Annotated in this window: 23 protein-coding genes and 1 pseudogene; 14 read left to right on the forward strand and 10 right to left on the reverse strand. The window is 64.8% G+C overall.

Going from position 1 to position 25,046, the window contains the following annotated elements:
- The 6 genes and pseudogenes from NCS03_RS00005 to NCS03_RS00030 all read right to left on the reverse strand — a co-directional run.
- A pseudogene (locus NCS03_RS00005) lies at positions 1-218 on the reverse strand (glutamine amidotransferase); the annotation flags it as partial.
- 153 nt (positions 219-371) lie between these two features.
- A complete protein-coding gene (locus tag NCS03_RS00010) occupies positions 372-1,016 on the reverse strand; it encodes a MarR family winged helix-turn-helix transcriptional regulator (RefSeq protein WP_008352413.1) in 645 nt (214 codons plus the stop codon).
- A gap of 734 nt (positions 1,017-1,750) precedes the next feature.
- A complete protein-coding gene (locus NCS03_RS00015) occupies positions 1,751-2,863 on the reverse strand; it encodes a YbdK family carboxylate-amine ligase (RefSeq protein WP_008352412.1) in 1,113 nt (370 codons plus the stop codon).
- A 40-nt stretch (positions 2,864-2,903) separates the two neighbouring features.
- Positions 2,904-4,106: a cation:proton antiporter gene (locus NCS03_RS00020; protein WP_008352411.1), complete on the reverse strand. Its 1,203-nt coding sequence runs from the start codon at positions 4,104-4,106 to the stop codon at positions 2,904-2,906.
- A gap of 803 nt (positions 4,107-4,909) precedes the next feature.
- Complete coding sequence (gene mnmC, locus NCS03_RS00025) at positions 4,910-6,721, reverse strand: bifunctional tRNA (5-methylaminomethyl-2-thiouridine)(34)-methyltransferase MnmC2/FAD-dependent 5-carboxymethylaminomethyl-2-thiouridine(34) oxidoreductase MnmC1 (RefSeq protein ID WP_250528600.1); 1,812 nt, start codon at positions 6,719-6,721, stop codon at positions 4,910-4,912.
- A gap of 18 nt (positions 6,722-6,739) precedes the next feature.
- Positions 6,740-7,774, reverse strand: a complete 1,035-nt coding sequence (locus NCS03_RS00030; RefSeq protein WP_008352407.1) for a VTT domain-containing protein — start codon at positions 7,772-7,774, stop codon at positions 6,740-6,742.
- A 298-nt stretch (positions 7,775-8,072) separates the two neighbouring features.
- Here NCS03_RS00030 and NCS03_RS00035 point away from each other — a divergent pair, with 298 nt between their 5' ends.
- On the forward strand, positions 8,073-8,351 hold the full coding sequence (locus tag NCS03_RS00035) for an HU family DNA-binding protein (RefSeq protein WP_008352404.1): 279 nt from the start codon (positions 8,073-8,075) through the stop codon (positions 8,349-8,351).
- A gap of 80 nt (positions 8,352-8,431) precedes the next feature.
- Here the strand turns inward: NCS03_RS00035 and NCS03_RS00040 are convergent, their stop codons facing one another.
- Both NCS03_RS00040 and NCS03_RS00045 read right to left on the reverse strand, forming a co-directional pair.
- Positions 8,432-9,694, reverse strand: a complete 1,263-nt coding sequence (locus tag NCS03_RS00040) for a GTP-binding protein (RefSeq protein WP_250435363.1) — start codon at positions 9,692-9,694, stop codon at positions 8,432-8,434.
- A gap of 139 nt (positions 9,695-9,833) precedes the next feature.
- On the reverse strand, positions 9,834-10,277 hold the full coding sequence (locus NCS03_RS00045) for a lytic transglycosylase domain-containing protein (RefSeq protein WP_033536472.1): 444 nt from the start codon (positions 10,275-10,277) through the stop codon (positions 9,834-9,836).
- A 603-nt stretch (positions 10,278-10,880) separates the two neighbouring features.
- On the opposite strand from NCS03_RS00045, the gene gspD reads away from it, so the two are divergent.
- The 12 genes from gspD (at position 10,881) to NCS03_RS00105 (ending at position 22,315) form a co-directional block, all read left to right on the forward strand.
- Positions 10,881-13,268 carry a type II secretion system secretin GspD gene (gene gspD / locus NCS03_RS00050; protein WP_008352397.1) on the forward strand — a complete coding sequence of 796 codons (2,388 nt, stop codon included), beginning with the start codon at positions 10,881-10,883 and terminating at the stop codon, positions 13,266-13,268.
- Positions 13,265-14,752, forward strand: coding sequence for a type II secretion system ATPase GspE (gene gspE, locus NCS03_RS00055; RefSeq protein WP_008352395.1), 1,488 nt, complete (start codon positions 13,265-13,267; stop codon positions 14,750-14,752). The genes gspD and gspE overlap by 4 nt, the downstream gene beginning before the upstream one ends.
- Before the next feature lie 4 nt (positions 14,753-14,756).
- Positions 14,757-15,974, forward strand: a complete 1,218-nt coding sequence (gene gspF, locus NCS03_RS00060; RefSeq protein ID WP_008352392.1) for a type II secretion system inner membrane protein GspF — start codon at positions 14,757-14,759, stop codon at positions 15,972-15,974.
- Positions 15,974-16,387 (forward strand): general secretion pathway protein GspC, encoded by a 414-nt coding sequence (locus NCS03_RS00065; RefSeq protein ID WP_175979674.1) that lies wholly within the window; start codon positions 15,974-15,976, stop codon positions 16,385-16,387. The genes gspF and NCS03_RS00065 overlap by 1 nt, the downstream gene beginning before the upstream one ends.
- 152 nt (positions 16,388-16,539) lie before the next feature.
- Entirely contained in the window at positions 16,540-17,010 is a 471-nt protein-coding gene (gene gspG / locus NCS03_RS00070; RefSeq protein ID WP_061132519.1) for a type II secretion system major pseudopilin GspG, read from the forward strand.
- A 16-nt stretch (positions 17,011-17,026) separates the two neighbouring features.
- Complete coding sequence (locus tag NCS03_RS00075; protein ID WP_008352389.1) at positions 17,027-17,500, forward strand: GspH/FimT family pseudopilin; 474 nt, start codon at positions 17,027-17,029, stop codon at positions 17,498-17,500.
- Entirely contained in the window at positions 17,500-17,886 is a 387-nt protein-coding gene (gspI, locus tag NCS03_RS00080) for a type II secretion system minor pseudopilin GspI (protein ID WP_008352388.1), read from the forward strand. The genes NCS03_RS00075 and gspI overlap by 1 nt, the downstream gene beginning before the upstream one ends.
- Positions 17,864-18,538, forward strand: coding sequence for a PulJ/GspJ family protein (locus NCS03_RS00085; RefSeq protein ID WP_239294371.1), 675 nt, complete (start codon positions 17,864-17,866; stop codon positions 18,536-18,538). The genes gspI and NCS03_RS00085 overlap by 23 nt, the downstream gene beginning before the upstream one ends.
- On the forward strand, positions 18,535-19,656 hold the full coding sequence (gene gspK / locus NCS03_RS00090; RefSeq protein ID WP_250435367.1) for a type II secretion system minor pseudopilin GspK: 1,122 nt from the start codon (positions 18,535-18,537) through the stop codon (positions 19,654-19,656). Before NCS03_RS00085 ends, gspK begins: the two co-directional genes overlap by 4 nt.
- A gap of 36 nt (positions 19,657-19,692) precedes the next feature.
- The gene (gene gspL, locus NCS03_RS00095; RefSeq protein ID WP_250528601.1) at positions 19,693-21,039 is read left to right on the forward strand and encodes a type II secretion system protein GspL; all 1,347 of its coding nucleotides are present in this window, start codon (positions 19,693-19,695) and stop codon (positions 21,037-21,039) included.
- Positions 21,036-21,539 (forward strand): type II secretion system protein M, encoded by a 504-nt coding sequence (locus tag NCS03_RS00100; RefSeq protein ID WP_008352384.1) that lies wholly within the window; start codon positions 21,036-21,038, stop codon positions 21,537-21,539. Before gspL ends, NCS03_RS00100 begins: the two co-directional genes overlap by 4 nt.
- On the forward strand, positions 21,536-22,315 hold the full coding sequence (locus NCS03_RS00105; RefSeq protein ID WP_008352383.1) for a type II secretion system protein N: 780 nt from the start codon (positions 21,536-21,538) through the stop codon (positions 22,313-22,315). The genes NCS03_RS00100 and NCS03_RS00105 overlap by 4 nt, the downstream gene beginning before the upstream one ends.
- On the opposite strand, the gene NCS03_RS00110 is transcribed toward NCS03_RS00105, so the two are convergent.
- The gene (locus NCS03_RS00110) at positions 22,316-23,848 is read right to left on the reverse strand and encodes an efflux transporter outer membrane subunit (RefSeq protein WP_250528602.1); all 1,533 of its coding nucleotides are present in this window, start codon (positions 23,846-23,848) and stop codon (positions 22,316-22,318) included.
- A 186-nt stretch (positions 23,849-24,034) separates the two neighbouring features.
- Positions 24,035-24,310 carry a hypothetical protein gene (locus NCS03_RS00115; RefSeq protein ID WP_008352380.1) on the reverse strand — a complete coding sequence of 92 codons (276 nt, stop codon included), beginning with the start codon at positions 24,308-24,310 and terminating at the stop codon, positions 24,035-24,037.
- Positions 24,311-24,509: 199 nt separating this feature from the next.
- Between NCS03_RS00115 and NCS03_RS00120 the strand changes: the two genes are divergently transcribed.
- Positions 24,510-25,010, forward strand: coding sequence for a MarR family winged helix-turn-helix transcriptional regulator (locus tag NCS03_RS00120; RefSeq protein ID WP_250528603.1), 501 nt, complete (start codon positions 24,510-24,512; stop codon positions 25,008-25,010).
- Positions 25,011-25,046: the final 36 nt, after the last annotated feature.

Consider the following 25,046-nt stretch of genomic DNA (forward strand, 5'->3'; position numbering starts at 1 on the left):
CGCTGGGGATGGTGTTGGTGTTGGGTCTTATAAAAAACGGGCCCTGCGGGGCCCACACTAACTAGAGGCTTGGGGGGGGGGGGGGGGGGGGCCCCCCCCCCCCCCCCGCGCCCGACGTCCAGATACCGCACCGGCAGGCCGCGATCGCCGAGCACGAGTTCGAGGCTGCCCAGATCTTCGAAATAGACGTGGCGAATCGCCAGGACTTCATGTTTCATCGGCGGCTTTCCGTAGGTCGAGCGCGTGTGGCCCGGAACGAAGTTGTGACGAGCCGCGCCTCGCGGTGAGGCGCGACGGGCACAGTCTAACCGACTCGCCGCGGCCCCACAGCGCCGGATGACGCCGAATGGCTTGTACGCCGTCCGCCCGGATCAGGCGACCTGGGCGAAGACCTTCCAGCTTTTCTTCTGCGTGGCGACGTCGGCTTCTTCGTATACCGAACAGTCGAGACGCAGATCGGTGTCCGCCATGTCGATCTGAAGAAGCGAGCAGTGATGCGGCGTCTTCTTCGGATTCTTGCTCGCTTCGAAGTGCGAGCAGGACAGACACATGCGGTGCGCCGGAATCTGCTGTTGCGATTCGAGCTGACGGATGGTCTTGAGCAGCGTGCGGTAGAACGCAACCTGCTCGTCCTCGCGCAGCGTGCCGACCGCCTTCGCGAGGAAGTCCGGCCATTGCAGCGCCTTCTTCGCGGCCGTGCGGCCACGCGCGGTCAGACGAACCGCGAGCGCGCGGCCATCGTCGAGCGCGCGGCGCTTTTCGACGAGACCCTTGCCTTCGAGCGTGCTCACCGCATCGCTCGTCGTGGCGGCGGTCAACGCCGTTTCACGCGCGATCTCGCCGAGGCGCATCGGCCCCTTGCGCTGCATCAGCAGAACGAGAATTTCACCCTGGGTCGGCGTCAGCCCCGCGCCTTCCGCCCATTCCCATGCCTGGCTGCGCATCGCGGTGCTCAGCCTCAGCAGGCCGTGGGTCACCCGCCCCGTCGCCTGCTCTCCGTAAACGCCTTCACTCATAGTCTTTCGCTTGTTGTTCCGCTTATGTGTTTGACGGCACGTTCGCGCCGACCGCCGCGAACACCTCGTCCGAAACGCCGTCCGCAGAAGAGTACTCCGAACCCCTTGCGAACTGCACTTCGTTCTCGGTCCCCGCCGTCTCAAAATTCAGGCGTGCCAAGCCAATTAGCGGTGCCTGATTGGGGACATTGCAACCCTCTTCGTTTTGCGCCTTCTTATGGTCCTGCTCGTGGCGCTGTTTTCCTGCCGACTATAACGCTACGCCAGCAAAGTCGCCATTCTAAGCGACCTAGAATAAACGTACACCTTAATTATCCACGCAGAACTGTGGATAACCCGTGGAAAAACGTCTTCTTTGTTTGTGGACGTATTCTTGATAACACTGCCGGCGCGTCGCACGCCCTTCGGTTGTCCAGAATTTCGTATCGCGACGAGCGCATGATCCACATGGTTATCATCGCGCTAGCACGTTGACTCTGAACCTCTTTTTGACGTTTTCCACAGCGACGCGCAGGCCTTGTTAACTACTATTACGGATGTATACGGATTCTTCGAAGTAAACCTTAGCGACGTCGAATCGGTTCTTTTTCAAACGTTGCCGTGAGCGCGTTATTCCCGTTGCTCGTCAAGCACATGTTTCATTCGGCTCAAAAACAAAGGCCGCTTCGGAATAGTTCGAAGCGGCCTTTCGTCATGATTCGCTGAATTGCATCAGCGTAAGCGTAAGCGCTGCGTTATCGACGCCATTGCAGACATTGCTGTCTGACTGCCTCGTGCAGCGACTTCTCCTTGTCGACCACGCCGCGCAGCCACGTCGCGTCGTTCACGCCGCGCGCGATGTCCGCGACTTCCGCGAGCGCGGCCTGCGAGCCGAGCGCTTCGGCGTGCGGCGCGAGCACGTCGAGCGTTGCCAGAATGTCCTCGCCGATGGTCTGCCGCTCGCCCGTCTGCGGATGGATGCAGGTGCCTTCCAGCCCGAAGCGGCACGCCTCGAAACGGTTGAACGTGTAGACCAGATAGTCGTCCTCCCGCGGCGTCAGCGGCTTGTCCAGCAGCAGATAGCGCGAGAGCGTCTGGATGTAGCAGGCGATCGCCGCGGCACGGTCGACGGACAGCGGCGTGTCCATCACGCGCACTTCGATCGTGCCGAAGCCGGGCTTCGGCCGGATGTCCCAGTAGAAGTCCTTCATGCTGTTGACGACGCCCGTGTTGACCATCTTCGAGAAATATTCCTCGAAGCCGTCCCAGGTCAGCACGAAGGGCGCGCGTCCCGACAGCGGAAAAGCGAATACCGAGTTCAGACGCGCCGAGTGAAAGCCCGTATCGACGCCCTGAATGTAAGGCGACGACGCCGAAAGCGCGATGAAATGCGGGATGTAGCGCGACATCGCATGCAGCAGGAAGAGCGCGCTGTTCGGATCGGGACAGCCGATATGTACGTGCTGCCCGAACACCGTGAACTGTTTGGCAAGATATCCGTACAGCTCGGAAATGTACTGAAAGCGCGGCGCGTCATAGATCTGGCGATCGCTCCATTGCTGGAACGCATGCGTGCCGCCGCCCGCAAGCCCGACGTTCAGCTGGTCCGCCGCGGCGACGAGCACGTCGCGGATCTTGCGCAGATCCGTCACGGCCTGCTCGTGCGTCGTGCAGATGCCGGTCGACAGCTCGATCATGCTTTCGGTGATTTCGGGCGTGATGTTGCCCGGAATCTTTTCGTCCTTGATGAGACGCATGAGGTCCGACGCGGCGCGCGTCAGATCGTAGTCATGCGTGTTGACGACCTGGATCTCCAGCTCGACGCCGAACGTGAACGGTTCGGAGTTGATGAAAGGTTCGAGTGCCATGGCGCCTCTTGAATGAACAATGCTTGAAGAGTACGGGCGCTTACTCGCGCCGCTCGCCCACCGCCGACAGGCTACGGTACACGACGAAAGGCGAGACGATCTGCAACACGACGATCGAGCACATGACGATCGCGCGCAGCGTCGGGTCGTAGTCCGGATAGAGCACGTACATGTCGTCGACGAGCAGATACGCGAGCGCGGACATCGGCGTGAGCGCGACGCCGAGCGCCGCGCCCTGCTTCCAGTTGAGGCCGCTCGGTTTCGCGAAAATCAGCACGCCGACCAGCTTGCCGACGAAACGCGCAACGATCAGCCCGACCGCCGCAACGCCGCCGAGCGCGATGTCGCGCCAGTGAAACGATGTCAGCGTCAGCGCGAACAGGATCACGGTGAGCAGCCATCCGGCGGAACCGAAATGCGACGGCCACAGTTGCGGGCGTTCATCGGCGTTCTTCACGATGATGCCCGCGGCGAGCAGCGCGAGAATCGTCGACAGCTTGAAGATGTGCGCGATCGCGATCGCCAGCAGCACGAGCCCGAAGAGCGCGACGAACGAATGCTCGTCGTTCGCGGGCAGGCGCCGCACAAGCATGTTGCACGCGCGCGCGAGCAGGAACGCGAGCACGAGCGAACCGATCAGCAGATAAAGCGGCTGCAGGATCGTCGCAAACGCATTGCCGTAGATTTCCTGATGCAACACGCCGGCCGCGAGCTTCTCGACGACCACCGCGTACATGCTGTTCAGCGCCGTCAGCGTCAGGAGGCGCTGCGTGACCTGGCCTTCCGCGCGCAATTCGGTCTTCAACTGGATGACCATCGCGGGCGACGTGGCCATCGCGATGGATGCGATCACGACCGAAGGCATCGTCGGCACGTTGAGGAGCGTCAGCGCGATCAGCACGAGGCCGAACGTGAGCGTCGATTCGGCGATGCTCGACAGAATCAGATACGGATTGCGGCGAATCCAGCGCAAGTCGAGCCGTCCGCCCAGTTCGAAGAGCAAGAGCCCGAGCGCGACATCGAGCAGCGGCCGCGACAGTCCGCCCGCGCTCGCGTCGATGACGCCGAGGCCCGCGTTGCCGGCAATCAGCCCGATCACCGCGAAACCGGTGATGCGCGGCAAGCGCCACGCGCGCCACAGCAACTCGCCGGCGAGGCCCGCCGTGACGAGCGCGAGGCCGGCCCAGAGAATCGCGTCGGGTTCGAGCGGCCAGGCGGGCAAAAATGAAAATGCCGAATTCATCGTATGGGATTCTCCTTCGGTGCTGCAGCAGAGCGTGCACGTTCCGTTGCGTGACTCGCATCGGCGGCGCGCGCTCGCGGACGAGGCGCATCCGCCCGGCTACGCGAGCGTTGGTTCATTCAGGCGAATCGAAATGCGAACGAACACGGCGTCACGGCGGAACCGTGCACGAATTAGACGACGCGTCCGGCTGACCACGAGACGCCTTGCATGCCCTCAATGTCGCACCGGACATCTCCGATCCGTGTGACATGAGTGGCGCATGCGGCGCCCGCTCGGATGCCGGGCCGAACGCAGCAAACGACGGTTGCGGCTTCGTTGATCAGATTCTTGGCTCGCAACCATCGTTCCATTGAAGCGGACGCCATCTTGGAGAGGGCGCAACGCAGGAAGAAGCGCGATTGTGCCATACCTCGCGTCGCCCGGCAGAAAGTCCAAGCTCATGATTCTTATGAAGTAAAAGCGACTGCCAGGCTCGAACGCGAATGGCAAACCTGACCGGCTACCGGCTTGCCCGGCGACCGGACTTCCACGTTTACGGCCGGCCGATGAACTCGCCTTCAGGTGTTTACAGGTTTACTGTATATAAACGTAGTAGTGGTTAACAAAGCAACGCCTTTTCTGTGGATAACATGGGTTTTGTCTTTTCATTCAATCATTTGGAGAAAGCAGAAGCGGGCCGTAAACATGTTGGCGCCGCGCGGTGAACGCGGAACAACTTTTGGCCGCGTAAACCGGACGCCTCAGTTGTCCCATTTACGTGCACAACGCGTTCACACGACTTTCACACGCAATTCGACGGCTTATCCACAACTTGCCGGGGATATCTCGCCGTGCCTCAACGCCTTTAGCAAAAAGCGGGCTGGATCGATGGCTTCGGCCAGTTCGCGCTCGATGGGCCAGGGTTCACCTTCGACGAGCGAAGCGATCAGCTCGGCCGCGAGCGTCGCCCAGACGAGTCCGCGCGAGCCGAACGCAAACGCGCCATAGAGACCCGGCATGCGCGGCAGATCGAGCGGCCACGCGCCCGACAGTTCACGCGCATCGCGGCGCGCGGCGTGTTCGTCGGCGAGCTGGCCGATCATCGGCATGCGGTCGCTCGTCACGCAGCGAAACGCGACGCGACCCGCGCGTACTGTGCCCGGCATCAGCGCGAGGTCCGGCAACATGCCCGCCACGCGCCCGATGTTCTCCCGATGTCCGGCCTCGCGGATCGCGGGATCGGGATCGTCGATGTCATACGTCGCGCCGACGAGCGTGCCGCCCGCGCCGAGCGGCACCGCGTAGCCTTCGCCGATCACCGGCATGCGCAGAGGATCGAGCGCGCAGCTATCGAGCACGGTGAGCTGGCCGCGCACGCTGCGCGTCGGTTCGCCGTACAGGCCAGCGAGCCGCGCCGCATCGTGCGCGTTCGCAAGCACGATGACCGGCGCGCTCGCGATCTCACCGCCGCTCGCGTCGAACGCGCGCCAGATGCGGCCATCGTGTTCGATGCGCGTCACTTCGGTATTCATGCGCGCCGTGATCCGCGCCGAAGCGTCATCGATTTGCGCCGCGCACACGGCCGCGGGCGAGATCGCACCGCCGCGTGGAAAGAACCAGCCGCCGCGCGCGACATCGACGCCCGCGATGCGCGATGCATCCGCGCGCGTCATAGCCTGCACGTAGTCGGATGGATACGCGAATCGCGCGATGGCGGCGGCGAGCGCATCGGCGTCTTCGGCCGTATCGGCGATCTGAAGCAGACCCGCGCCGCTGCGATGCAACTCGTGATTCGCGTCTTCCAGCGCGCGCCATCGGCGTAACGCGTAGAGAAATGCCGCGCGCGTGAGGCGTGCGGCGACGCTGTCGTCGCGCCAGACGATCGGATGAAACACGCCCGCCGGATTGCCCGATGCATCGCGCGCGGAGACCGCATGACGATCGACCAGCGTGATGTGCCAGCCGCGCGCGGCGAGCCGCGAACTCACCGCGCAGCCCGCGAGCCCCGCGCCGATGACGATGGCTTCGCGCGCGCCCGCGTCGCAAGGCAGCGGCGGTTCATGACGACGCACACGCCAGCGCGGTGCGAAACACGCAACGAGCGGCGCATCCGTTGCGTCGGGCGAGCAGTCGAAACCCGACGATGCCAGTGCGCGCCGCAACGTCGGACGATGCGCCGGAGAGGCGTTCGCGCAAACCGTCGCGCCGTCGCCGGCAAAGCGCGCGAGCGTCTTGCACAGCTTGAGCGGATCGTCCGGCGCATCGAGATGAAACGCGTCGGCGCGCAGCCAGAGTTTCGCGAGCATCTCGTGGACGTCATCGCCGATGGCGAGCGTCAGCACGACGCGCCCATCATCGAACTCGAGGCGATGCACGCCCGGCACGCGCACCGGCCAGGCGCGCGCGAGTTCGGCGGCGAGCGGCGATGGATCGTCGGCCGAAGGCGGTTCGTTCAGCGCATTCGGCTGCGCGATAGCGACGACATGCAGCCGCTCGCAACGCGCTTCGTCGTCGCGCCAGCGTTGCCAGAGCGGAAGGAAGGCGCTGAACGTCGTATCGACGAAAGTGAAGATGCGTTCATGCCGCCAGCGCACGGGCAGATCGTGCGGCGCGAAAAGCAGGGATTCGGTCATGCGAAAGATTGGGAAACATCAAGCCGAAGATGACTTGGCGATGGCCGGCGCCATGCCGTTCGCGGCGTCTTCGATCATCAGCGGTTCGAGCGCGTAGCCCGCCGCGCGCCATGCTTCGAGGCCGCCGAGCAGCGGCGCGACATCGGTGAAGCCGTGCGCCGTCAGCTCTTTGGCGGCGAGCGCGGCCGATACTTCGCTCGGGCAATCGCAGTAGGTCACGAGCTTGCGATCGCGCGATATGCCGGCGAGTTGCGATGCGGCGTCGTCGTGCAAGAGCAGCGCGCCGGGAATCGCGAACGGATCCATCGCGCGACGTTCGCGTCGGCGCACGTCGATGACGAGCGGCGGCGGCTCGCCTTCTAGCAGCGTGCGGAGCATTGCTATATCGATGCGCGCCATGCGCAGCCTGCGCAACAGCGACACGCGCTGCCACCAGCGCACGGCGAGATAAAGCGCGAGCGCGATGACCGCGATCGCGATCACGCCGCGTCCGAACAGGTCGAGCCAGGCGAGCACGCTATCGACGAGATCGGCGAACATCGCGCCGAACGCGACGCCGATGCCGGACCACAAGAGCGCGCCGAGCGCGTCATAGAGAAGGAAGCTGCCGATGCCGATACCGGTCGCGCCCGCGACGGGAATAGCCAACGTCGACAAGCCGGGAATGAACTTCGAGACCGCGAGAATGCGTACGCCGAAGCGGCCGAAGAAGTCGAGGCTGCGGTTCACGCAGGTATCGCGCGAGATCGAAAGCTTGCACATGAAGGCGAGCACGCGGCTGCCGTAGCGGCGCCCGAGCCAGAACCAGAGCGCATCGCCGATGAGCGCCGCGATGCTGGCCGTGGCCACGATGGCCGCGAGCGCCTCCCACACCGCCGATGGAAAGCTCGTTGCAAGCCCCGAACCCGACGCCGAAGCGAAGCTCGCGGAGACCGCGATCGCTCCCGTCAAAACCAATGTGGGCAAGGCTGGGAGCGGCAAGCCGAGGCACTCGAGCAGAACGTTGGCAAAAACCAACGGCAGGCCGTATTCGATGATCAGCTCGCGTAGCATGGTTCGCGCCCTGGTGTTCTACGCCCAAAAAAGCGGCCGGGAGCCTCAAAAATATAAGGGTAAATCTTTGAAACCCTTATCCTGATTGGGTTTGCGCTGCGCTATCATACCAAGCGCCGCGTATAGAGGCGGCGCGAAGGCGACGAAGTGAAGCAATGCCGGTGAGATGCCGCGCAAGAACGCCGAATCGTCGGGGAGGCACGCCAGAAGGCCGTCCCTACTCGACTGCACGGTTTGCGCACGTATAATCGGCGCGTTCGCGCTGTTCGTGTCAACCTAAACTGATAAAGGAACCTTAATGAACAAACAGGAACTGATCGACGCCGTAGCCGCGCAGACCGGCGCCAGCAAGGCTCAAACCGGCGAAACGCTGGACACGTTGCTCGAAGTGATCAAGAAGGCTGTCTCGAAAGGTGACGCAGTGCAGTTGATCGGCTTCGGCAGCTTCGGCTCGGGAAAGCGCGCAGCGCGCACCGGCCGCAATCCGAAGACCGGCGAGTCCATCAAGATTCCGGCCGCGAAGACGGTCAAGTTTACGGCTGGCAAGGCATTCAAGGACGCAGTGAACAAGCGGTAAGCATCTTGCCGATTGTGCGGCTACTCGAAGTAGCCAGATGTACATGACCCGCCCTTCGGCGGGTTTTTTTTCGTCCGGCATCAATGCCGATGATCGTCGCAATCGCAGTCGGGACCGTGGTCGTGGTCGTGCTCATGATCGTGGTCCTCGACTTCCCACGCGGGGAACGGATCGGCGAAGCTTCGCCAGGCGTCGGGACCGCGCGCCCATTCGTCGTCGGTGAGCAGACATGCGTCGAAGCGGTCTTGCCAGACGGCAGGATCGAGATTCAATCCGATCAGCACCAGCTCCTGCCGGCGATCGCCGATGCTGTTGTCATCCGGATCGCCATACCATTCCGCGACGATTTCGGCTTCGAGCTCGGGATCGTCAGTCGGCCATTCGCTGCGATCCTGCGCGGCCCACCATAGTCCCGCCGGTCCATGCCGGACCGTTCCGCCCGCTTGCGACAGCGAGCCGCCTACATCGCTTCGCGTCGCGAGCCAGAAGAAGCCCTTCGCGCGCAGCACGTCGGGCCATTCCTGATGCAACAGATTCCACAGACGCTCGGGATGAAACGGCCGGCGCGCGCGATACACGAAATGGCCCACGCCGAACGCATCGGGTTCGTCGGCCGACGGATGTTCGCCGTTCAGGATCGCGAGCCAGCCGGGCGCGCTCGCGGTCGCATCGAAATCGAAACGGCCGGTGTTCAGCACGTCGCCGATGGGAACGTCGCCCGATTGCGCCCGGACCTGGAGCGCGCGCGGATTGAGACCATGCAGGATGCGCGCGACCTTTTCGATTTCATCCGCGCTGGCGAGATCGATCTTGTTGATGACGATGACATCGCAGAATTCGATCTGTTCGATGAGCGTCTCGACGACCGTCCGATCGTCTTCGTCGTCATGGCCTTCCGGCGACAGACCGCGCTCGGCGAGCGAATCCGCGGACGCGTAATCGCGCAGGAAACTCGCGGCATCGATCACGGTGACGAATGTGTCGAGATGTGCGTGGCCCGCGAGCGTCGCATCGTCGTCGTCGCCGAACGCGAGATGCTCGGCGATGGTCATCGGTTCGGCGATGCCCGACGTTTCGACGACGATCGCATCGAAGCGCTGCTGCTCCGCGATCCAGCTGATCGCGCTTTCGAGCGCTTGCATCGACCGGCTGCCGAGTGTCAGAAGCAGGCAGCCGTTGGGCAGTTCGGTGGTTTCGCGATCGGCGCCGGAAGCGGCTTTGCTGCACGTCACTGCGCCGATGCGCACGCCTGCGGCGTTCGCGAGCAAGGCATCGACGAGCGTGGTCTTACCCGCGCCGGTGAATCCCGATAGCACGGTAATGGGCAATGGCATCTGATTCATCGCAATGGAGCGTGACAGGGAACGGAGCGCACGAGCGCGAACCCGCGCTGCCGGTCGGGCGGCGCGGGCGATCGAATAGGGGATTTTGCATCAAATGCACGCCGTGCGCGGCGCACATGCGGAAAAGCGCGGGCGAAGGTCAGCGCGTAGCCTGAAGCAGCTTCCAGCGACGCAGGATCTCGATGATCTGCGCCGAGTACTTGTCGCGCAGCGCAGGTGTTTCGGAATGGTAAGCACCGACCGCCTGCCACGAATTGCCATACTTGTTCATCTTCTGACGCAGATGCCACGCGGCCACATAGACGCTCTTGCACGGCTCCATCAGCGTGCCGCTCGAGATGCCGTACTGGGCGAGCGTGTTGAGATGGATCGAGTTGATCTGCATCAGCCCGTAATCGGTCGAACCATTGGCGTTCTTGTTGATGGCGTCGGGCTTGTTGTGCGATTCCTGCCACGCGATCGCGCGCAGGATGAGCGGATTGACCTTCTGATACTTCGCCGCTTCGTCGAAGCAGTCTGCGTGCGCGGCCGCGGCCGCCATGAGCGGCCCGCATATCGCCAGTGATCGCAATATTCTCTTCATCTTCCTTCTGCTCCATCCGCACACGCGGAACGTCATGCCGCCGTTGCGGCGCCTTGGCGCCAACGCCAACAAATCAACGTCCGCGGCCGGGCGTGCATGGGGAAAACCCACCCTTTCTGTAACCGCCCGGAATGCGGAACCGACCGTATCATACCGGCTGACGAATCCGCCCAAAAGTTGGCTATCAGACATACGCCCGTTTCGCGCTCCGAAACCCGCATGCGCGCGAGGCGCACCGGCCTATTGATCGGACTTGTTCTAAATGTCTGAATAATAAGACTTCTGGACGTTGTACAATTCGGCTCCCGCGTACATCGGCCGAGTCTCGGAATCGTTCAGATACGGTCTATCGGCAAGTTATTCGAAAGCTTGAGAGCGCTGGATTTTGTATCGCACGTGGCAGCCTAGGGCAACGTGATCCGGAACGAATTGGCACAATTCCGTTACACAAAGCTGCTATCGTCATATTTTTTAAAATAACCGCGAGGGGTCGGGCCCGCCCGTTCCACACCGCGGTTGGCGGCGCTCTCGGCTGACGAGCGGGGCTGCCTCAGCCGGCTCCGAAGACCCGGCTCTGACATCAAACCCATGAGAAGACAACCTATGGCACTGCGTCGTCTGGCGACGGCAATGCTGGCGGCGGGACTTATCGTCGCCCAAGCCGCGCACGCGCAGGTGACGTTGAATTTCGTCAACGCGGATATCGACCAGGTCGCGAAAGCGATCGGCGCCGCTACCGGCAAAACGATCATCGTCGATCCCCGCGTCAAGGGGCAACTCAATCTGGTTTCGGAGAATTCGGTTCCCGAGGACCAAGCGCTGAAGACGCTCCAGTCGTCGCTGCGCATGCAGGGCTTCGCGCTCGTGCAGGATCACGGCGTCCTGAAGGTCGTGCCCGAAGCCGACGCCAAGCTGCAGGGCGTGCCCACGTATGTCGGCAATGCGCCGGCGGCGCGCGGCGATCAGGTGATCACGCAGGTCTTTCAGTTGCACAACGAATCGGCGAACAACCTTCTGCCGGTGCTGCGTCCGCTGATCTCGCCGAACAACACGATCGCGGCGTATCCGGCGAACAACACGCTCGTCGTCACCGATTACGCGGACAACGTGCGCCGCATCGCGGGCATCATCGCGGGCGTCGATACGGCGGCGGGCCGCTCCGTCGACATCGTCACGCTGAAGAACGCGAATGCGATCGACGTCGCCGAGCAGATGAACAAGCTGCTCGATCCCGGCGCGATCGGCAGCACGGACGCGACGCTGAAAGTCACCGTCACGCCCGATGCCCGCACCAACTCGCTGATGTTCCGCGCATCGAGCAGCTCGCGCCTCGCCGCGGCGAAGCAACTGGCGCAGAAGCTCGACGCGCCCACGACCCAGCCCGGCAACATGCACGTCGTGGCGCTGCGCAACGCCGACGCGACGCGTCTCGCCAAGACGCTGCGAGGCATGCTCGGCAAGGGCAACAACAGCTCGGACAACACGTCGAACACCAGCTCGAACACGTTCGGTCAGAGCGGCGGCGGTCTCGGCAATTCGTCGATGTCCACCGGAACGTCCGGCACGCCGCCGCTGCCGGGCGGACTCAGCGGCAGTTCGGGCAGCGGCAGCAATCCGATGTCGGGCGGCACCGGCAACAAGGACTCGAGTTTCTCGTCGAACAAGGACAACGATTCCGGCAACGACCAGGGCGGCGGCATGATCCAGGCCGATGCCGCGACGAATTCGCTGATCATCACCGCGGCGGATCCGGTTTATCGGAACCTGCGCACCGTGATCGACCAGCTCGACGCGCGCCGCGCGCAGGTGTACATCGAAGCGCTGATTGTCGAACTTTCCGCGACGAGCGGTTCGAATCTCGGCATTCAGTGGCAGGGCGCGCTGCTTTCCAACAGCGGCAACAACGCGCTCTACGGCAGCTCGAGCTTCGGCGCCGGCAATACGAACATCGTCGATCTGACCTTGCAGGGCAACGCGATCGCGCAGAATCCGTCGTCCCTCACGTCGACGTCCGGCCTGCTCGCGCAAGGCTTGAACATCGGCCTTTTGCACCGCTTCGGCAATCTCTTCGGTCTCGGCGGACTCTTGCAGGCGCTGTCGACATCGGCGGATGCGAACATCCTCTCGACGCCTAACCTCATCACGCTCGACAACGAGGAAGCGAAGATCGTCGTCGGCCAGAACGTGCCGGTCGTGACGGGTTCGTACGCGACGCCGACCGCCAACGCCGCCACGTCGGTCACGGCGTTCAACACGTTCGACCGCCGCGACGTGGGCGTGACCCTGCACGTCAAGCCGCAGATCACCGACGGCGGCGTGCTCAAGATGCAGATCTATCAGGAAGATTCGAGCGTCGATTCCACGACGAAGAACGATCCGGGCGGCGTGACGATCAACACGCGCTCGGTGCAGTCGACGATTCTCGCGGACGACGGCGAAATCGTCGTGCTCGGCGGTTTGATGCAGGATCAGTACAACAACAACAACAGCAAGATTCCGCTGCTCGGCGACATTCCGTTCATCGGCAGCCTGTTCCGCAGCGAAGGCAAGACGCGCACGAAGACCAACCTGATGGTGTTCCTGCGTCCGGTGATCGTGCGCGACCAGGCGACGGCCACGCAGATCGCCAACACGCGTTACGACTATCTGCGTCAGCAGCAATACGGCTCGACGACGGATAACCGCATCATCAAGGATCAGAACGTGCCGGTCATGCCGCCGAAACCGCTCGGTCCTTCCGAAGGCGGTGGACCGCCGGCCCAAAATCTGCTGGACTGGAGCGATACGACGCGCGGTCCCGGCCCGAGCACGACGCTGCCACAGAATCCGGATGCCGGCCCCGCGCCGCAACCGACGCAGACCGCGCCGCAATCGACGCTGCCGCCGCAAAGCACGTATCCGGCGCCGTCGAACGGCGCGACGAACGCGATTCCGGCCAATGGCGCGACCAACGCCATGCCGGGCAATGCCGCAACGGGAGTCCATCCGTGAGCACGGTCAACGATGCAGTCGAGAGCGCGAGCACCGCGGCGTCGCCGCTGGCGGCCCGGCTCGTGCCTTACGGCTTCGCGCGCAGCGGGCAGATTCTGCTCGCGCATCAGCACGCGGACAGCATCGAAGTCTGGATAAGCGAGCGCACGACCGACGCGGCGCTCGCGGAAGTCGCGCGTAATTTCGGCGCGCTGTCGATCATCCGCAAGCCCGCCGACGAGCTCGCCGCGGCAATCAACTCGGCCTACGCGCGCAACGACGGCAGCGCCGCGCAGGTCGTCGGCGAAGTGGAAGGCGAAGTCGATCTGTCGCGCCTGATGCAGGACATTCCGGAAGTCGAAGACTTGCTGGAATCGGAAGACGACGCGCCGATCATCCGCATGATCAACGCGCTGCTCACGCAGGCGGCGCGCGAACAGGCATCGGATATTCACATCGAGCCGTTCGAGAACGCGTCGGTCGTGCGCTTTCGCGTCGACGGCACGCTGCGCGACGTCGTGCGGCCGAAGAAGGCGCTGCACGGCGCGCTGATCTCGCGTATCAAGATCATGGCGCAGCTCGATATCGCCGAAAAACGTTTGCCGCAGGACGGGCGCATCACGTTGCGTGTCGGCGGCCGTCCGGTCGATGTGCGCGTGTCCACGCTGCCGACCGGCCACGGCGAGCGCGCGGTGCTGCGTCTCCTGGAAAAGGACGCGCAACGCCTGAATCTCGAAACGCTCGGCATGGCGCGCGACACGCTCGTCCAGTTCGACAAGCTGATCGGCCGCCCGCACGGCATCGTGCTCGTGACCGGCCCGACCGGCTCCGGCAAGACGACCACGCTGTACGCGTCGATGTCGCGCCTCGAGACGACGACCACCAACATCATGACGGTGGAAGATCCGATCGAATACGACCTGTCGGGCATCGGCCAGACGCAGGTGAACGAACGCATCGGCATGACGTTCGCGCGCGCGTTGCGGTCGATTTTGCGTCAGGATCCGGACATCATCATGATCGGTGAAATCCGCGATCTCGAGACCGCGCAGATCGCGGTGCAGGCTTCGCTCACCGGCCACCTCGTGCTCGCCACTTTGCACACGAACGATGCCGCTTCCGCCGTCACGCGTCTCACCGACATGGGCGTGGAGCCGTATCTGCTCGCGTCGTCGCTGCTCGGCGTTCTGGCGCAGCGGCTCGTGCGCCAGCTCTGTCCGGTGTGCAAGGAAGAGCGCGTCGAGGAAGACGGCACGAAGCATTACCATCCGGTCGGCTGCGACCGATGCGGCCAGTCGGGTTACGTCGGCCGTCGCGGTGTCTATGAGCTGCTGCTGATCGACGACGCGATCCGCCCGCTCATCCATCGCAATGCGGCCGATGCCGAGATTCTCGAGGCGGGCCGCAAGCAAGGCATGCGCACGCTGCGCGAGGACGGCGATCGCTGGCTCGCGGCCGGCGTGACGTCGCTGGAAGAAGTGTTGCGCGTGACGGGCGGAGAATAAGCAGATGCCGGCATTCCGTTTCGAGGCGATCGATCACGCGGGCAAGACGCAAAAAGGCGTGCTCGACGCCGACAGCGCCCGCGCCGCGCGCAGCCAGTTGCGCACGCAAGGGCTGACACCGCTCGTCGTCGAGGCGGCGGGCTCGCGCACGCGCGGCGAGCGCCAGCAGCGCCTGTCGCTCGGGCGGCGGCTGTCGCAGCGTGAACAGGCGATTCTCACGCGTCAGCTCGCGAGTCTTCTGATCGCGGGCTTGCCGCTCGGCGAGACGCTCGCGGTGCTGACCGAGCAATCCGAGCGCGATTACATCCGCGAACTGATGGCCGCGATCCGCGCCGAAGTGCTCGGCGGCCATTCGTTCGCCAACGCGCTCGCGCAGCATCCGAAGGACTTTCCGGAGATTTACCGCGCGCTCGTCGCGGCGGGCGAGCATACCGGCAAGCTCGGCCTCGTGCTGTCGCGTCTCGCGGACTACATCGAACAGCGTAATGCGCTGAAGCAGAAGATCATTCTGGCGTTCACGTATCCGGGCATCGTGACGATCATTGCGTTCGGCATCGTCACGTTCCTGCTGAGTTACGTCGTGCCGCAGGTCGTGAACGTGTTCGCGAGCACGAAGCAGGCGCTGCCCTTCCTGACCGTCATGATGATGGCGCTCTCCGCCTTCGTCCGAAGTTACTGGTGGGCCGTGCTGATCGGCGTCGTGATTTTCGCGTGGCTCGTGAAGACGATTCTCGCGCGGCCCGGGCCGCGCATGTCGTTCGACCGCTGGCTGCTGGGCGCGCCGCTCATCGGCAAGCTGGTGCGCGGCTACAACACCGTGCGCTTCGCCAGCACGCTCGCGATCCTCACCGCCGCCGGCGTGCCGATCCTGCGCGCGCTGCAGGCCGCGGGCGAAACGCTCAGCAACACGGCGATGCGCGAGAACGTCGACGACGCCATCGTGCGCGTGCGCGAAGGCTCGTCGCTGTCGCGCGCGCTCGGCAACACGAAGACGTTTCCGCCGGTGCTGGTTCACCTGATCCGCTCGGGCGAAGCGACCGGCGACGTCACCACGATGCTCGACCGCGCTTCCGAAGGCGAAGCGCGCGAACTCGAACGCCGCACGATGTTCCTCACGAGCCTGCTCGAACCGCTGCTTATCCTTGCGATGGGCGGCGTCGTGCTCGTGATCGTGCTCGCGGTGATGCTGCCGATCATCGAACTGAATAATCTGGTGCAGTGATGAACGCCCTTCAAACTCGCTTACTGACGCTCGCCGCGCTCGCGCTCTTTTGCGTGACGGTGACGTATTGGGTCGTCACGCTGACTTCGCGGCAAACCGCGCCGCTGCCCGCCGCGGCGGCGACGCGCCAGCCGTCGGTCGAGCAGGCTGCGACCATTTTCGGCGGACGGCTGGAGCGTCAGGCCAATTCGGACGTGCATCTGTTCGGCATTCTCGCGCTGCAGGGCGGCGCGGCGGCCATCGTGAGTTACGGCGGCGAGGCGGCGAAAGCCGTGTCGCTGGGCGGTCCGCTCACGCAAGGCGTGAAGCTTTCGGAAGTGCGCGCGCGCTCGATCATCATCGAGCGCAACGGCGTCAAGTCGGAGATTTTCCTGCCGCAGAATCCGCCCGGCCCGACGATCTGGGTGCGCTGAACGCGACGCGATGCCTCGCTTGCGGCCGAATCACGCGACGAAAGCGGATCGATAGAATGACCGGCGGCTTCGGCAAGGCGGAAAGCCGCGCGATTTTTGTAATCACCGGGCAAGACCCGGAAACAATATTTTCAATTCAAGAGGTAGCAGTCATGCAATTGTGGACCCAACGCCGCATGCAAATTCAACAAGCTCAGGCGCAAGGACGCCGCCAGCGCGGCTTCACGCTGATCGAAATCATGGTCGTGATCGCGATTCTCGGCATTCTCGCCGCGCTGATCGTGCCGAAGATCATGAGCCGCCCGGACGAGGCGCGCCGCGTCGCCGCGAAGCAGGACATCGGCACCATCATGCAGGCGATGAAGCTGTATCGCCTCGATAACGGCCGTTATCCGACGCAAGAGCAAGGCCTGCGCGCGCTGATCGAAAAGCCGACGACCGAGCCGGTGCCGAACAACTGGAAAGACGGCGGCTATCTCGAGCGCCTGCCGGCCGATCCGTGGGGCGGCCAGTATCAATATCTGAATCCGGGCGTGCACGGCGAAGTCGACGTGTTCAGCTACGGCGCGGACAACAAGGCCGGCGGCGAAGGCAACGATGCCGACGTCGGCTCCTGGCAGTAAATCGGCGGCTTGAATCGTGAACGGGCATTCGGCGGCGCGGCGTCAGGCAGGCTTCACGCTGCTCGAAATGCTCGTCGTGCTGGTGATCGCGGGCCTGCTCGTGTCGCTCGCGTCGCTGCAACTCACGCGCAACCCGCGCACCGATCTGAAGGAAGAAGCGCAGCGTCTCGCGCTGCTGTTCGAATCGGCGGGCGACGAAGCGCAGGTGCGCGCGCGGCCGATCGCGTGGCAGCCCATCGACGGCGGGTATCGCTTCGACATCCGCACCGAGGACGGCTGGCGTCCGTTGCGCGACGAACTCCTGCGTCAGCGGCGCTGGGAAGGCGGCGTGACCGGCGTATCCATCCAGTTCCTCGATTCGGACAAAACGGCGGGCCGGCTCGTGTTCGGCACGGAGGCCATCGACTCGCCCATGGAAATCACCTTGTTCTCGGCGGTAGGCCGCGTGACGATCGTCGGCAGCGGCAACGGCCGCTATCAGGTGCAGTGATGCGCCAGCGTCGTCATCAACGCGGCTTCACGATGATCGAAGTGCTCGTCGCGCTGGCGATCATCGCGGTGGCGCTCGCCGCCTCGGTGCGCGCGGTCGGCTCGCTCGCGACGGGCGAAGCGGAGCTTCATCGGCGGCTGCTCGCGGGCTGGAGCGCGGACAACGAACTCGCGCAGCTCAGGCTCTCGCATCAGTTTCCGGCGATCGGCTCGCGCACGTTCGACTGCTCGCAGGGCAATCTGAAACTCTCGTGCACGCAGCGCGTGAGCCAGACGCCCAATCCGATTTTCCGGCGCGTCGAGATGCTGGTCACGACGCCGGGCCGCTCCGGCTATCTGGCGCAAATGGTCACGGTGGTGGCGAATGAAACGAACCGCTCGCTCTGACCGCCGCACCAGTCAGCGCGGTTTCACGCTGCTGGAAATGCTGATCGCCATCGCGATTCTCGCGGTGCTCGCGGTGCTGTCGTGGCGCGGGCTCGATTCGGTGATTCGCGGCCGCGCGACCATCGAGAACGCGATGCAGGACGAGCGCATCGTCGCGCAATTGTTCGACCAGATGCGTATCGACGCGCGCCAGGCCGCAACCGACGACGAAGCCGGCCAGCCCGCCGTGCAGATCGGCAATGGCTCGCTGCAGATCGTGCGCGGCGTTTTCGCGCCCGGTACGGCGCCGCGTCTGCAAGTGGTGCGCTACAGGCTGTCGAATGGGCGGATCGTGCGCTATGCATCGCCGCCGCTGTCGAATGTCGGCGAAGTGCGGCGCGCGTTGCAGTCGGGCGATTCGGGCGACGGCTGGACATCGATTCCGCTGATGGGCGGCGTGGCGTCGCTCGCGACGCGCGTCTACATTCCGGAAAAAGGCTGGACGACGCGCATGGGCGACGTGTTCGCGCAGATCAACCAGAACGACAACAACCTGAAAGTGCCGCAACTGGGCAACGCGCCGCTGGCGCGCGCCGTGTCGGGCGTTCAGGTCGCGGTCGGCGCGCGCACGCTGGCGACGCCGATCACGCGCGTCTTTCTGGTCGGAGAATGAACATGCGCGCTCCGAACCGGAAGAAGCAGCGCGGCGTCGCGATCATCAGCGCGCTGCTCGTCGTATCGCTCACGGCGATTCTCGTCTCGGGCATGCTGTGGCGTCAGCAGGTGCAGATTCGGCGCATCGAGAATCAGCGGCTGCTCGCGCAGGCGCAATGGATTTCGCGCAGCGCGCTCGACTGGACGCGTCTCATCCTGCGCTCGGAAGCCGATACTTCGCCGACGGTCACGTATCTCGGCGGCGTGTGGGGCGTGCCGATCGCGCGGACGAAGCTGTCGGATTTTCTCGGGCAGATCGGTGAAGTGCGCGCGCAGCAAGGCGCGTCGACGTATCTGTCCGGCTCGATCGAGGACGCGCAGGCGAAATTCAACCTGCGCAATCTGGTGTCGACGCCGACGCCCGGCGTGCTGACGATCAACGTCGCGCAGATTCAGGCGTTTCAGCGGCTGCTGACGATGCTCGGCATCAACGGTTCGCTCGCGAAGACGGTCGCGCTGCAGATGCGCGCCGGCCTCGCGCGCTCCGCAACGCGCTTCCAGACGCAAACGGGCAACAGCGCGACCACGGCGAGCGGCCAGAACAACGAATCGACGACGCTCGCGGCGATCGCGCAGGGCGGCGGCGCGGCCGGCGGCGGCAATTTCACCGACGATCCCGGCCTGAAGGACGCGGACAGCAACGCGCCGGTCGCGCCCTTGCAGATGATCACCGTCGATTCGCTGCTCGACGTGCCGGGTTTTTCCGCGGAAGCGGTCGCGAAGCTGAGGCCGTTCGTCACCGTGCTGCCGACGACGACCGCCGTGAACATGAACACCGCGCCCGCCGAAGTGATCGCCGCGCTGATCCCGGGCATGAATCTGTCGCAGGGACAAGCGTTCGTCGCGCGCCGCGAGACGGTGTTCTTTCACGACATCGGCAACGTGCAACTCGCGCTGACCGGCGCGGGCGTCAAGACGGTCTCGATCGATTCGAACGAGATGGACGTCACGACGAAGTATTTCGTGATCCACGGGCGCGTCGAACACGAGCGCGCGCAACTGGAGCGCACGACGCTCGTGTATCGCGATCCGACGACGCATACGACGCGCATCGTCTACACGCGTGATTCGCTGTAGAACCGATGCGCTGTTATTGATGAGAGGAAGTGGCCTTTGAGCACACTGATCGTTTTGTTACCGCCGCGCGATCCCGCGGTGCGCTCGGAAGAGTGGCATCTGCCGGATCTGCCGTTTCTGCTGCTCGACAAGCGCGGCGAGCCGCAACGCATCGGCCGCGCGGCGATCGGGCTGTTGCCGCGCGCGAGTGCGACCGTGCTGATCGTCGCTGCGCGCGACACGCTTCTGCTCGCCGCTGCCGTGCCGCCACTCAAGGGGCCGCGCTTGCGGCAGGCGCTGCCGAACGTCGTCGAGGATCAGCTGATCCAGGATCCGCAGACGTGCCACATCGCCGTCGATCCGGTCGCCCTCGCCGATGGCAAGCGCGTCGTCGGCGTGATCGATCGCGGCTGGTTCCGCTTCGTGGTCGGCGCGTTTTCGGGCGCGGGGCATCGCAATCTGAAGGCCGTGCCCGCGATGCGCTGCCTGCCGGTTCCGGCCGCCGTGCCATTCGATGAAACCGGCGAAGCCGAAGAGATCGAAGCGCCGCCGCAGCCGTTTATAGCGGGGCTGCTCGGTCATGTCGTGTCGACCGCGCCCGCGCTGATCGGCGAAATGGCCGCGCCCTCGCCCGCCGCGCTCGGCGCGCCGCGCATCGAGGTGGCGATTGCGCGCGGCGAACGCGCGGCGCTCGGCGAAGGACTCGCGCTGCCCGCCGATTCGATCGAGGCAACGCTCGCCGCGCTCGCCGGCGATCAACCCGTGACGCTTTATTCGCTCGCCGATCTGCCCGGCGACGAACCGCGCCTGTCCGGTTCGCGCAATGCTGCGGCGGCCATCGCCGGCGCGCATCCGATCACGTTCGAGGCGCTCGCGCGCAACGCGCTCGCGTGCCGCTTCGACCTGTGCCAGTTCGAATTCGCCGCGCAACCGTGGCGGCTCGACCGCGCGACGATCCGGCGTCTGCGCGTGCCGATCGCGCTCGTGGCGGCGTCGGTGGTCGTGTCGATCATCGGCATCAACGTGCAATGGCTGCAGCTTGCGCGTCAGCGCGACGCGATCAGCGCGCAGGAAACCGAGCTCCTGCTCAACGCCTTCCCGAAGACGACGACCGTGCTCGATGCGCCCGACCAGATGACGCGCAATCTCGATCGTCTGCGCGTGGCATCGGGCGAGCTGTCGCCGTCGGATTTCCTGTCGCTCGCCGACGGCCTCGCGCGCTCGCTCGGTCCGGTGCCGGTGAACGGCGTCGCGGGGCTCGATTATCGCGAGCGTCGGCTGGAAGTGACCTTCAAGCCGGAGACGAAGGTCGATCCCGATCTTTCGAAGCGCCTTGCCGCGAACGGCCTGAACGGATCGATCGATACGAACACAGGCAAATGGACGATCAGGAGCGGCCAATGAAAGCGGAAATCGGACGTTCCCTGTCGGAATTCTGGGAAGCGCGCACGCCGCGCGAGAAGACCATTCTCATGTGGGGCGGCATCGCGGTCGGGCTCGCGCTCGTCTATCTCGTGCTGTGGGCGCCCGCCTATGAAGGCCGCGCGCGGCTGCGCGAATCGCTGCCGACGATGCAGCGCCAGCTCGCGACGATGACCGCGCAGGCCAACGACGCGCGCTCGCTCGCGCCCGCCGCCGAAGGCGTGATGCCGACCGGCGCCGCGCTGCGCGATGCGCTCGCGAAGTCGCTCGCCGACAACGGCATGCAGCCGACGCAGGTTCAGGTGATCGGCGCGGCGGTGCAGATTCAGTTGAAGAACGCGTCGTTTCCGAACTGGACGGCGTGGCTCGACGACGCCCGCAAGCAGTTCAAGGTGCAGGTCTCGGAGGCGCACGTCACGGCGCTGAAGCCGGATGGCCAGGTCGATCTGACGGCATCGCTGCAACCGGCCGGCACGAAATGAGTTACTGGACGCGACGAATCCGGCTCGCGTTGCCGGCGCTTTTCGTGATCGTGATTTCGGTCGCCGGCACGCTGCTCGCGATGATGCCCGCCGCGTGGATCGTGCCGCAGTTCTCGAAGGCAACGGGCGGCCATGTGAATCTGGTCGATCCGGCGGGCTCGCTGTGGAGCGGCTCGGCCACGCTGATGCTCGCCGCGGGCAGCGACGGCGCGGGCGCGACGCTCTTGCCGGGGCGCATCGAATGGACGACGGCGTTTCTGCCGCTCTTCACCGGCCGCGTTCACATGACCATGCGTCAGACCGAAGCGATGCCCGATGCCGTGATCGTCGACGCCACCACGCGCGGCGCGGTCATCACCGCCGGCCAGATCGCCGTGCCCGCGACGTTGCTCTCGGGCCTCGGCGCGCCGTTCAATACGCTCGATTTCGACGGCAGCGTGCGGCTCTCGTGGACGGAGTTCCGCCTGCTGAACCGCAATGCGTACGGGCAAGTGGTCGTCACGCTCGATGACATGGCTTCGCGCGTCTCGCGCGTGAAGCCGCTCGGTTCGTATCGCGTCGCGTTGCAGGCGCAGGGCGCGTCCGCGACCATCGATCTTTCGACGAGCAAAGGTCCGCTGATGCTCACCGGCAACGGCGCGATCTCACCGGAATCGACGTCGTTCCAAGGCACGGCGACGGCCGCGCCGGATCAGCGGGAAAACCTCGCGGGTCTGCTCAACCTGCTCGGCCGTCACACCGATCCGGACACGGTCGCCCTGACCTTCATGCGTTGATCAGCGGCTGGCGGTTTGCGCCGGACTCGACGCGGGCGCGGGCGCTTGAACCGCGCCCGTTTCGCGATCCATCTGCCCGACATCCCAGCCGCCGCCGAGCGCCTTCACCAGTCCGACCGACGACACCATCCGCTGTCCCGCGATGTTCGCGAGCTTCTGCTGCGCGGTGAATGCAGTCGTCTGCGCGGTCAGCACGCTGATGAACGCGACCGTTCCCGCCTTGTACTGATTGTTGATGATCGCGAGCGCCTGCTGCGCCGATTCCACGGCCTGCTGCTGCACGACGATTTCCTTCTCCAGAATGCGCAGCGACGCGAGATTGTCTTCGACGTCCTGGAACGCGGTCAGCACCGTCTGCCGATACGTCGCGACGTTCTGGTCGTAAGTCGCGCGCGCGGCTTCGGTGCGTGCGGAGCGCAGGCCGCCGTCGAAAATGGTCGCGGCGATGTCCGGCCCGAGCGTCCAGAAGCGCGACGGCGCGCGCAGCAATTGCGACAGCACCGAGCTTTCGAAGCCGCCTTGCGCGGAGAGCGTGAGCGTCGGGAAGTACGCGGCCATTTCGATGCCGATCTGCTCGTTCGCCGCCGCGGCCTTGCGTTCCGCCGACGCGATGTCGGGCCGGCGCTCGAGAATCGCGGATGGCATCTGCACGGGAACGGTCGGCGGCGTGGCGTCGAGCGGAATCGGCGGAATCGAAAACGTGGAAGCGGCCTCGCCGACGAGCACCGCGATCGCATGTTCGTACTGCGCGCGCGCGACGCCGTTATCGATGGCCGATGCCTGCGCCGACTGCAACTGCGTCTGCGCCTGAATCACGTCCGAACGCGCGACGATGCCCTGCGCGTACTGATTCTGCGTGAGCTTGAGCGATTGCTCGTAGGCCGCGACGGTGTCGTCGAGGAGTCTTTGCTGCGCGTCGAGCGAGCGCAACTGGAAATAGGTTTGCGCGAGCGTGGCCTGCGCGGACAGCCGCGCGTTGGCGAGATCGGCGGCGGCGCCTTCCTGGCCGGCCTTTTGCGCGGAGACCGTGCGCGACACGCTGCCCCACAGATCCGGTTCCCACGATGCGTCGAGCGCAAGGCTGAACTGGTTGGTGACGGCACCCGTCTGCCCGAGGCTGGAGCTGCTGGTCGACCGGTTGCCCGCGCCCGTTCCCGAACGCGCCGCCGAAGCCGATGCGCCGATCGTCGGGAAATACGCCGCGCGCGCCTCGCCGACGAGCGCGCGTGCCTGACGATACGCGGCCGCGTATTGCGCGATGGTCTGGTTCGATTGATTCAGGTGCGCTTCGAGATCGTCGAGGCGCTCGTCGCGATAGATGCTCCACCATGCGCCGCGATCGGCCTGGTCGGCGGGCTGGGCGACTTTCCAGCCTTCGGGCGCTTCCTTGTAGCTGGCCGGGACCGCCGTCGTCGGGCGCTGATAATCGGGCCCGACAGCACAGCCGGCGATGAACATCGCGAGCATGGCGGCGAGCGCCGTCGTGGTCAGGCGCGCGGCGGCGGAAGCGGGAAAGGCGGGGCGATACGGCATCTGCTTGTCGGAATTCCTGTCGGCGCCGCGCCGTTCGATATGACGGACGCGGCAAGCCGAAATGGTAACGGAACGCGACGGGCGCTCGTGCGGCGCGCGCGTCAGGCAGACGTTAGCGTAACGGGTTCGCCGTAAGGCGGGTGTTACGCAGCGGGTGGAATCGGTTACGACGCGTTACGGTGACGATTATCGTCCGCTACCGGGACACGGCGAGCAGGGCGCCGAGAGCAACGGTCGCGCCGGCGCTTTCGCGGGCGCGGCCGCCGCCTTACGACGCTGACGGTTCTCGAACCATCCCATGCCCAAGACGACGAACGATCCGCCCGGCAGCAGGAACACGATCAGATACAACGCGAGTTTCCACGAACTCAGCTTCGGCGGGACGAAGTGACGGGAGGCGTCGGCGATCTTGCTGCTGATGGGGCCGAAGCGTCGGCGGGCGGTACGGACAAAGCGGGTCATCGAAAGGTCCTTCGGGCGTCGGCGAGCGACGGCGGGCGGTCAGAACATGGTCTCGGGCGGCGCATGAAGCGCGTAACTCGTTGCATAGAATAATATTGACTGTGCAACTACTTTTCAAGATACTGCTGATTGCTTTTCGCAATTGTTGCCTTTAGGAGACGCGGCGCAGTGTCACACTTTTGCATCCGCGGTTTGACCGATGTCGCATAACGGCGAACCGCTTTACGATCCCGCGACGATCCAGCTCGAAACGAGCCTCGGCTACTACCTCGCGAAGGCGCGCAACGTGCTCGTCATGCGAACGGATCAGGCGTTGAAGCCGCTCGAACTCACGTCGCCGCAGATCGGCGTGATTCTGCTGCTCGCGTCGGGGCGGGCGCGCACGCCGCTGGAACTGTCGCGCGAGCTGTCGTACGACAGCGGCTCGATGACGCGCATGCTCGACCGGCTCGAGAAGAAGGGTTTCGTCAGCCGCGCGCGTAGCGAAGTGGACCGGCGAATCGTCGAACTCAGTCTGACGGAGCGCGGACGTGACGCGGCGGCGCGTTTGCCGGTGATCGGCGCGGCCGTGCTCAACGAGCAGTTGCACGGCTTTACCCGCGCCGAGCTGGATCTGCTGATCGCGATGCTCGCGCGCATCGTCGGCAATACGCCGATGGGCGACTGCGCGCCATGCATGCTCGACGACGACTTGCCCTGATTCATCGGAATTAACCTGCATTTCTGCGCCGATTTC

The sequence above is a fragment of the Caballeronia sp. ATUFL_F1_KS4A genome, assembly GCF_023630905.1.
Classification (GTDB): domain Bacteria; phylum Pseudomonadota; class Gammaproteobacteria; order Burkholderiales; family Burkholderiaceae; genus Caballeronia; species Caballeronia zhejiangensis.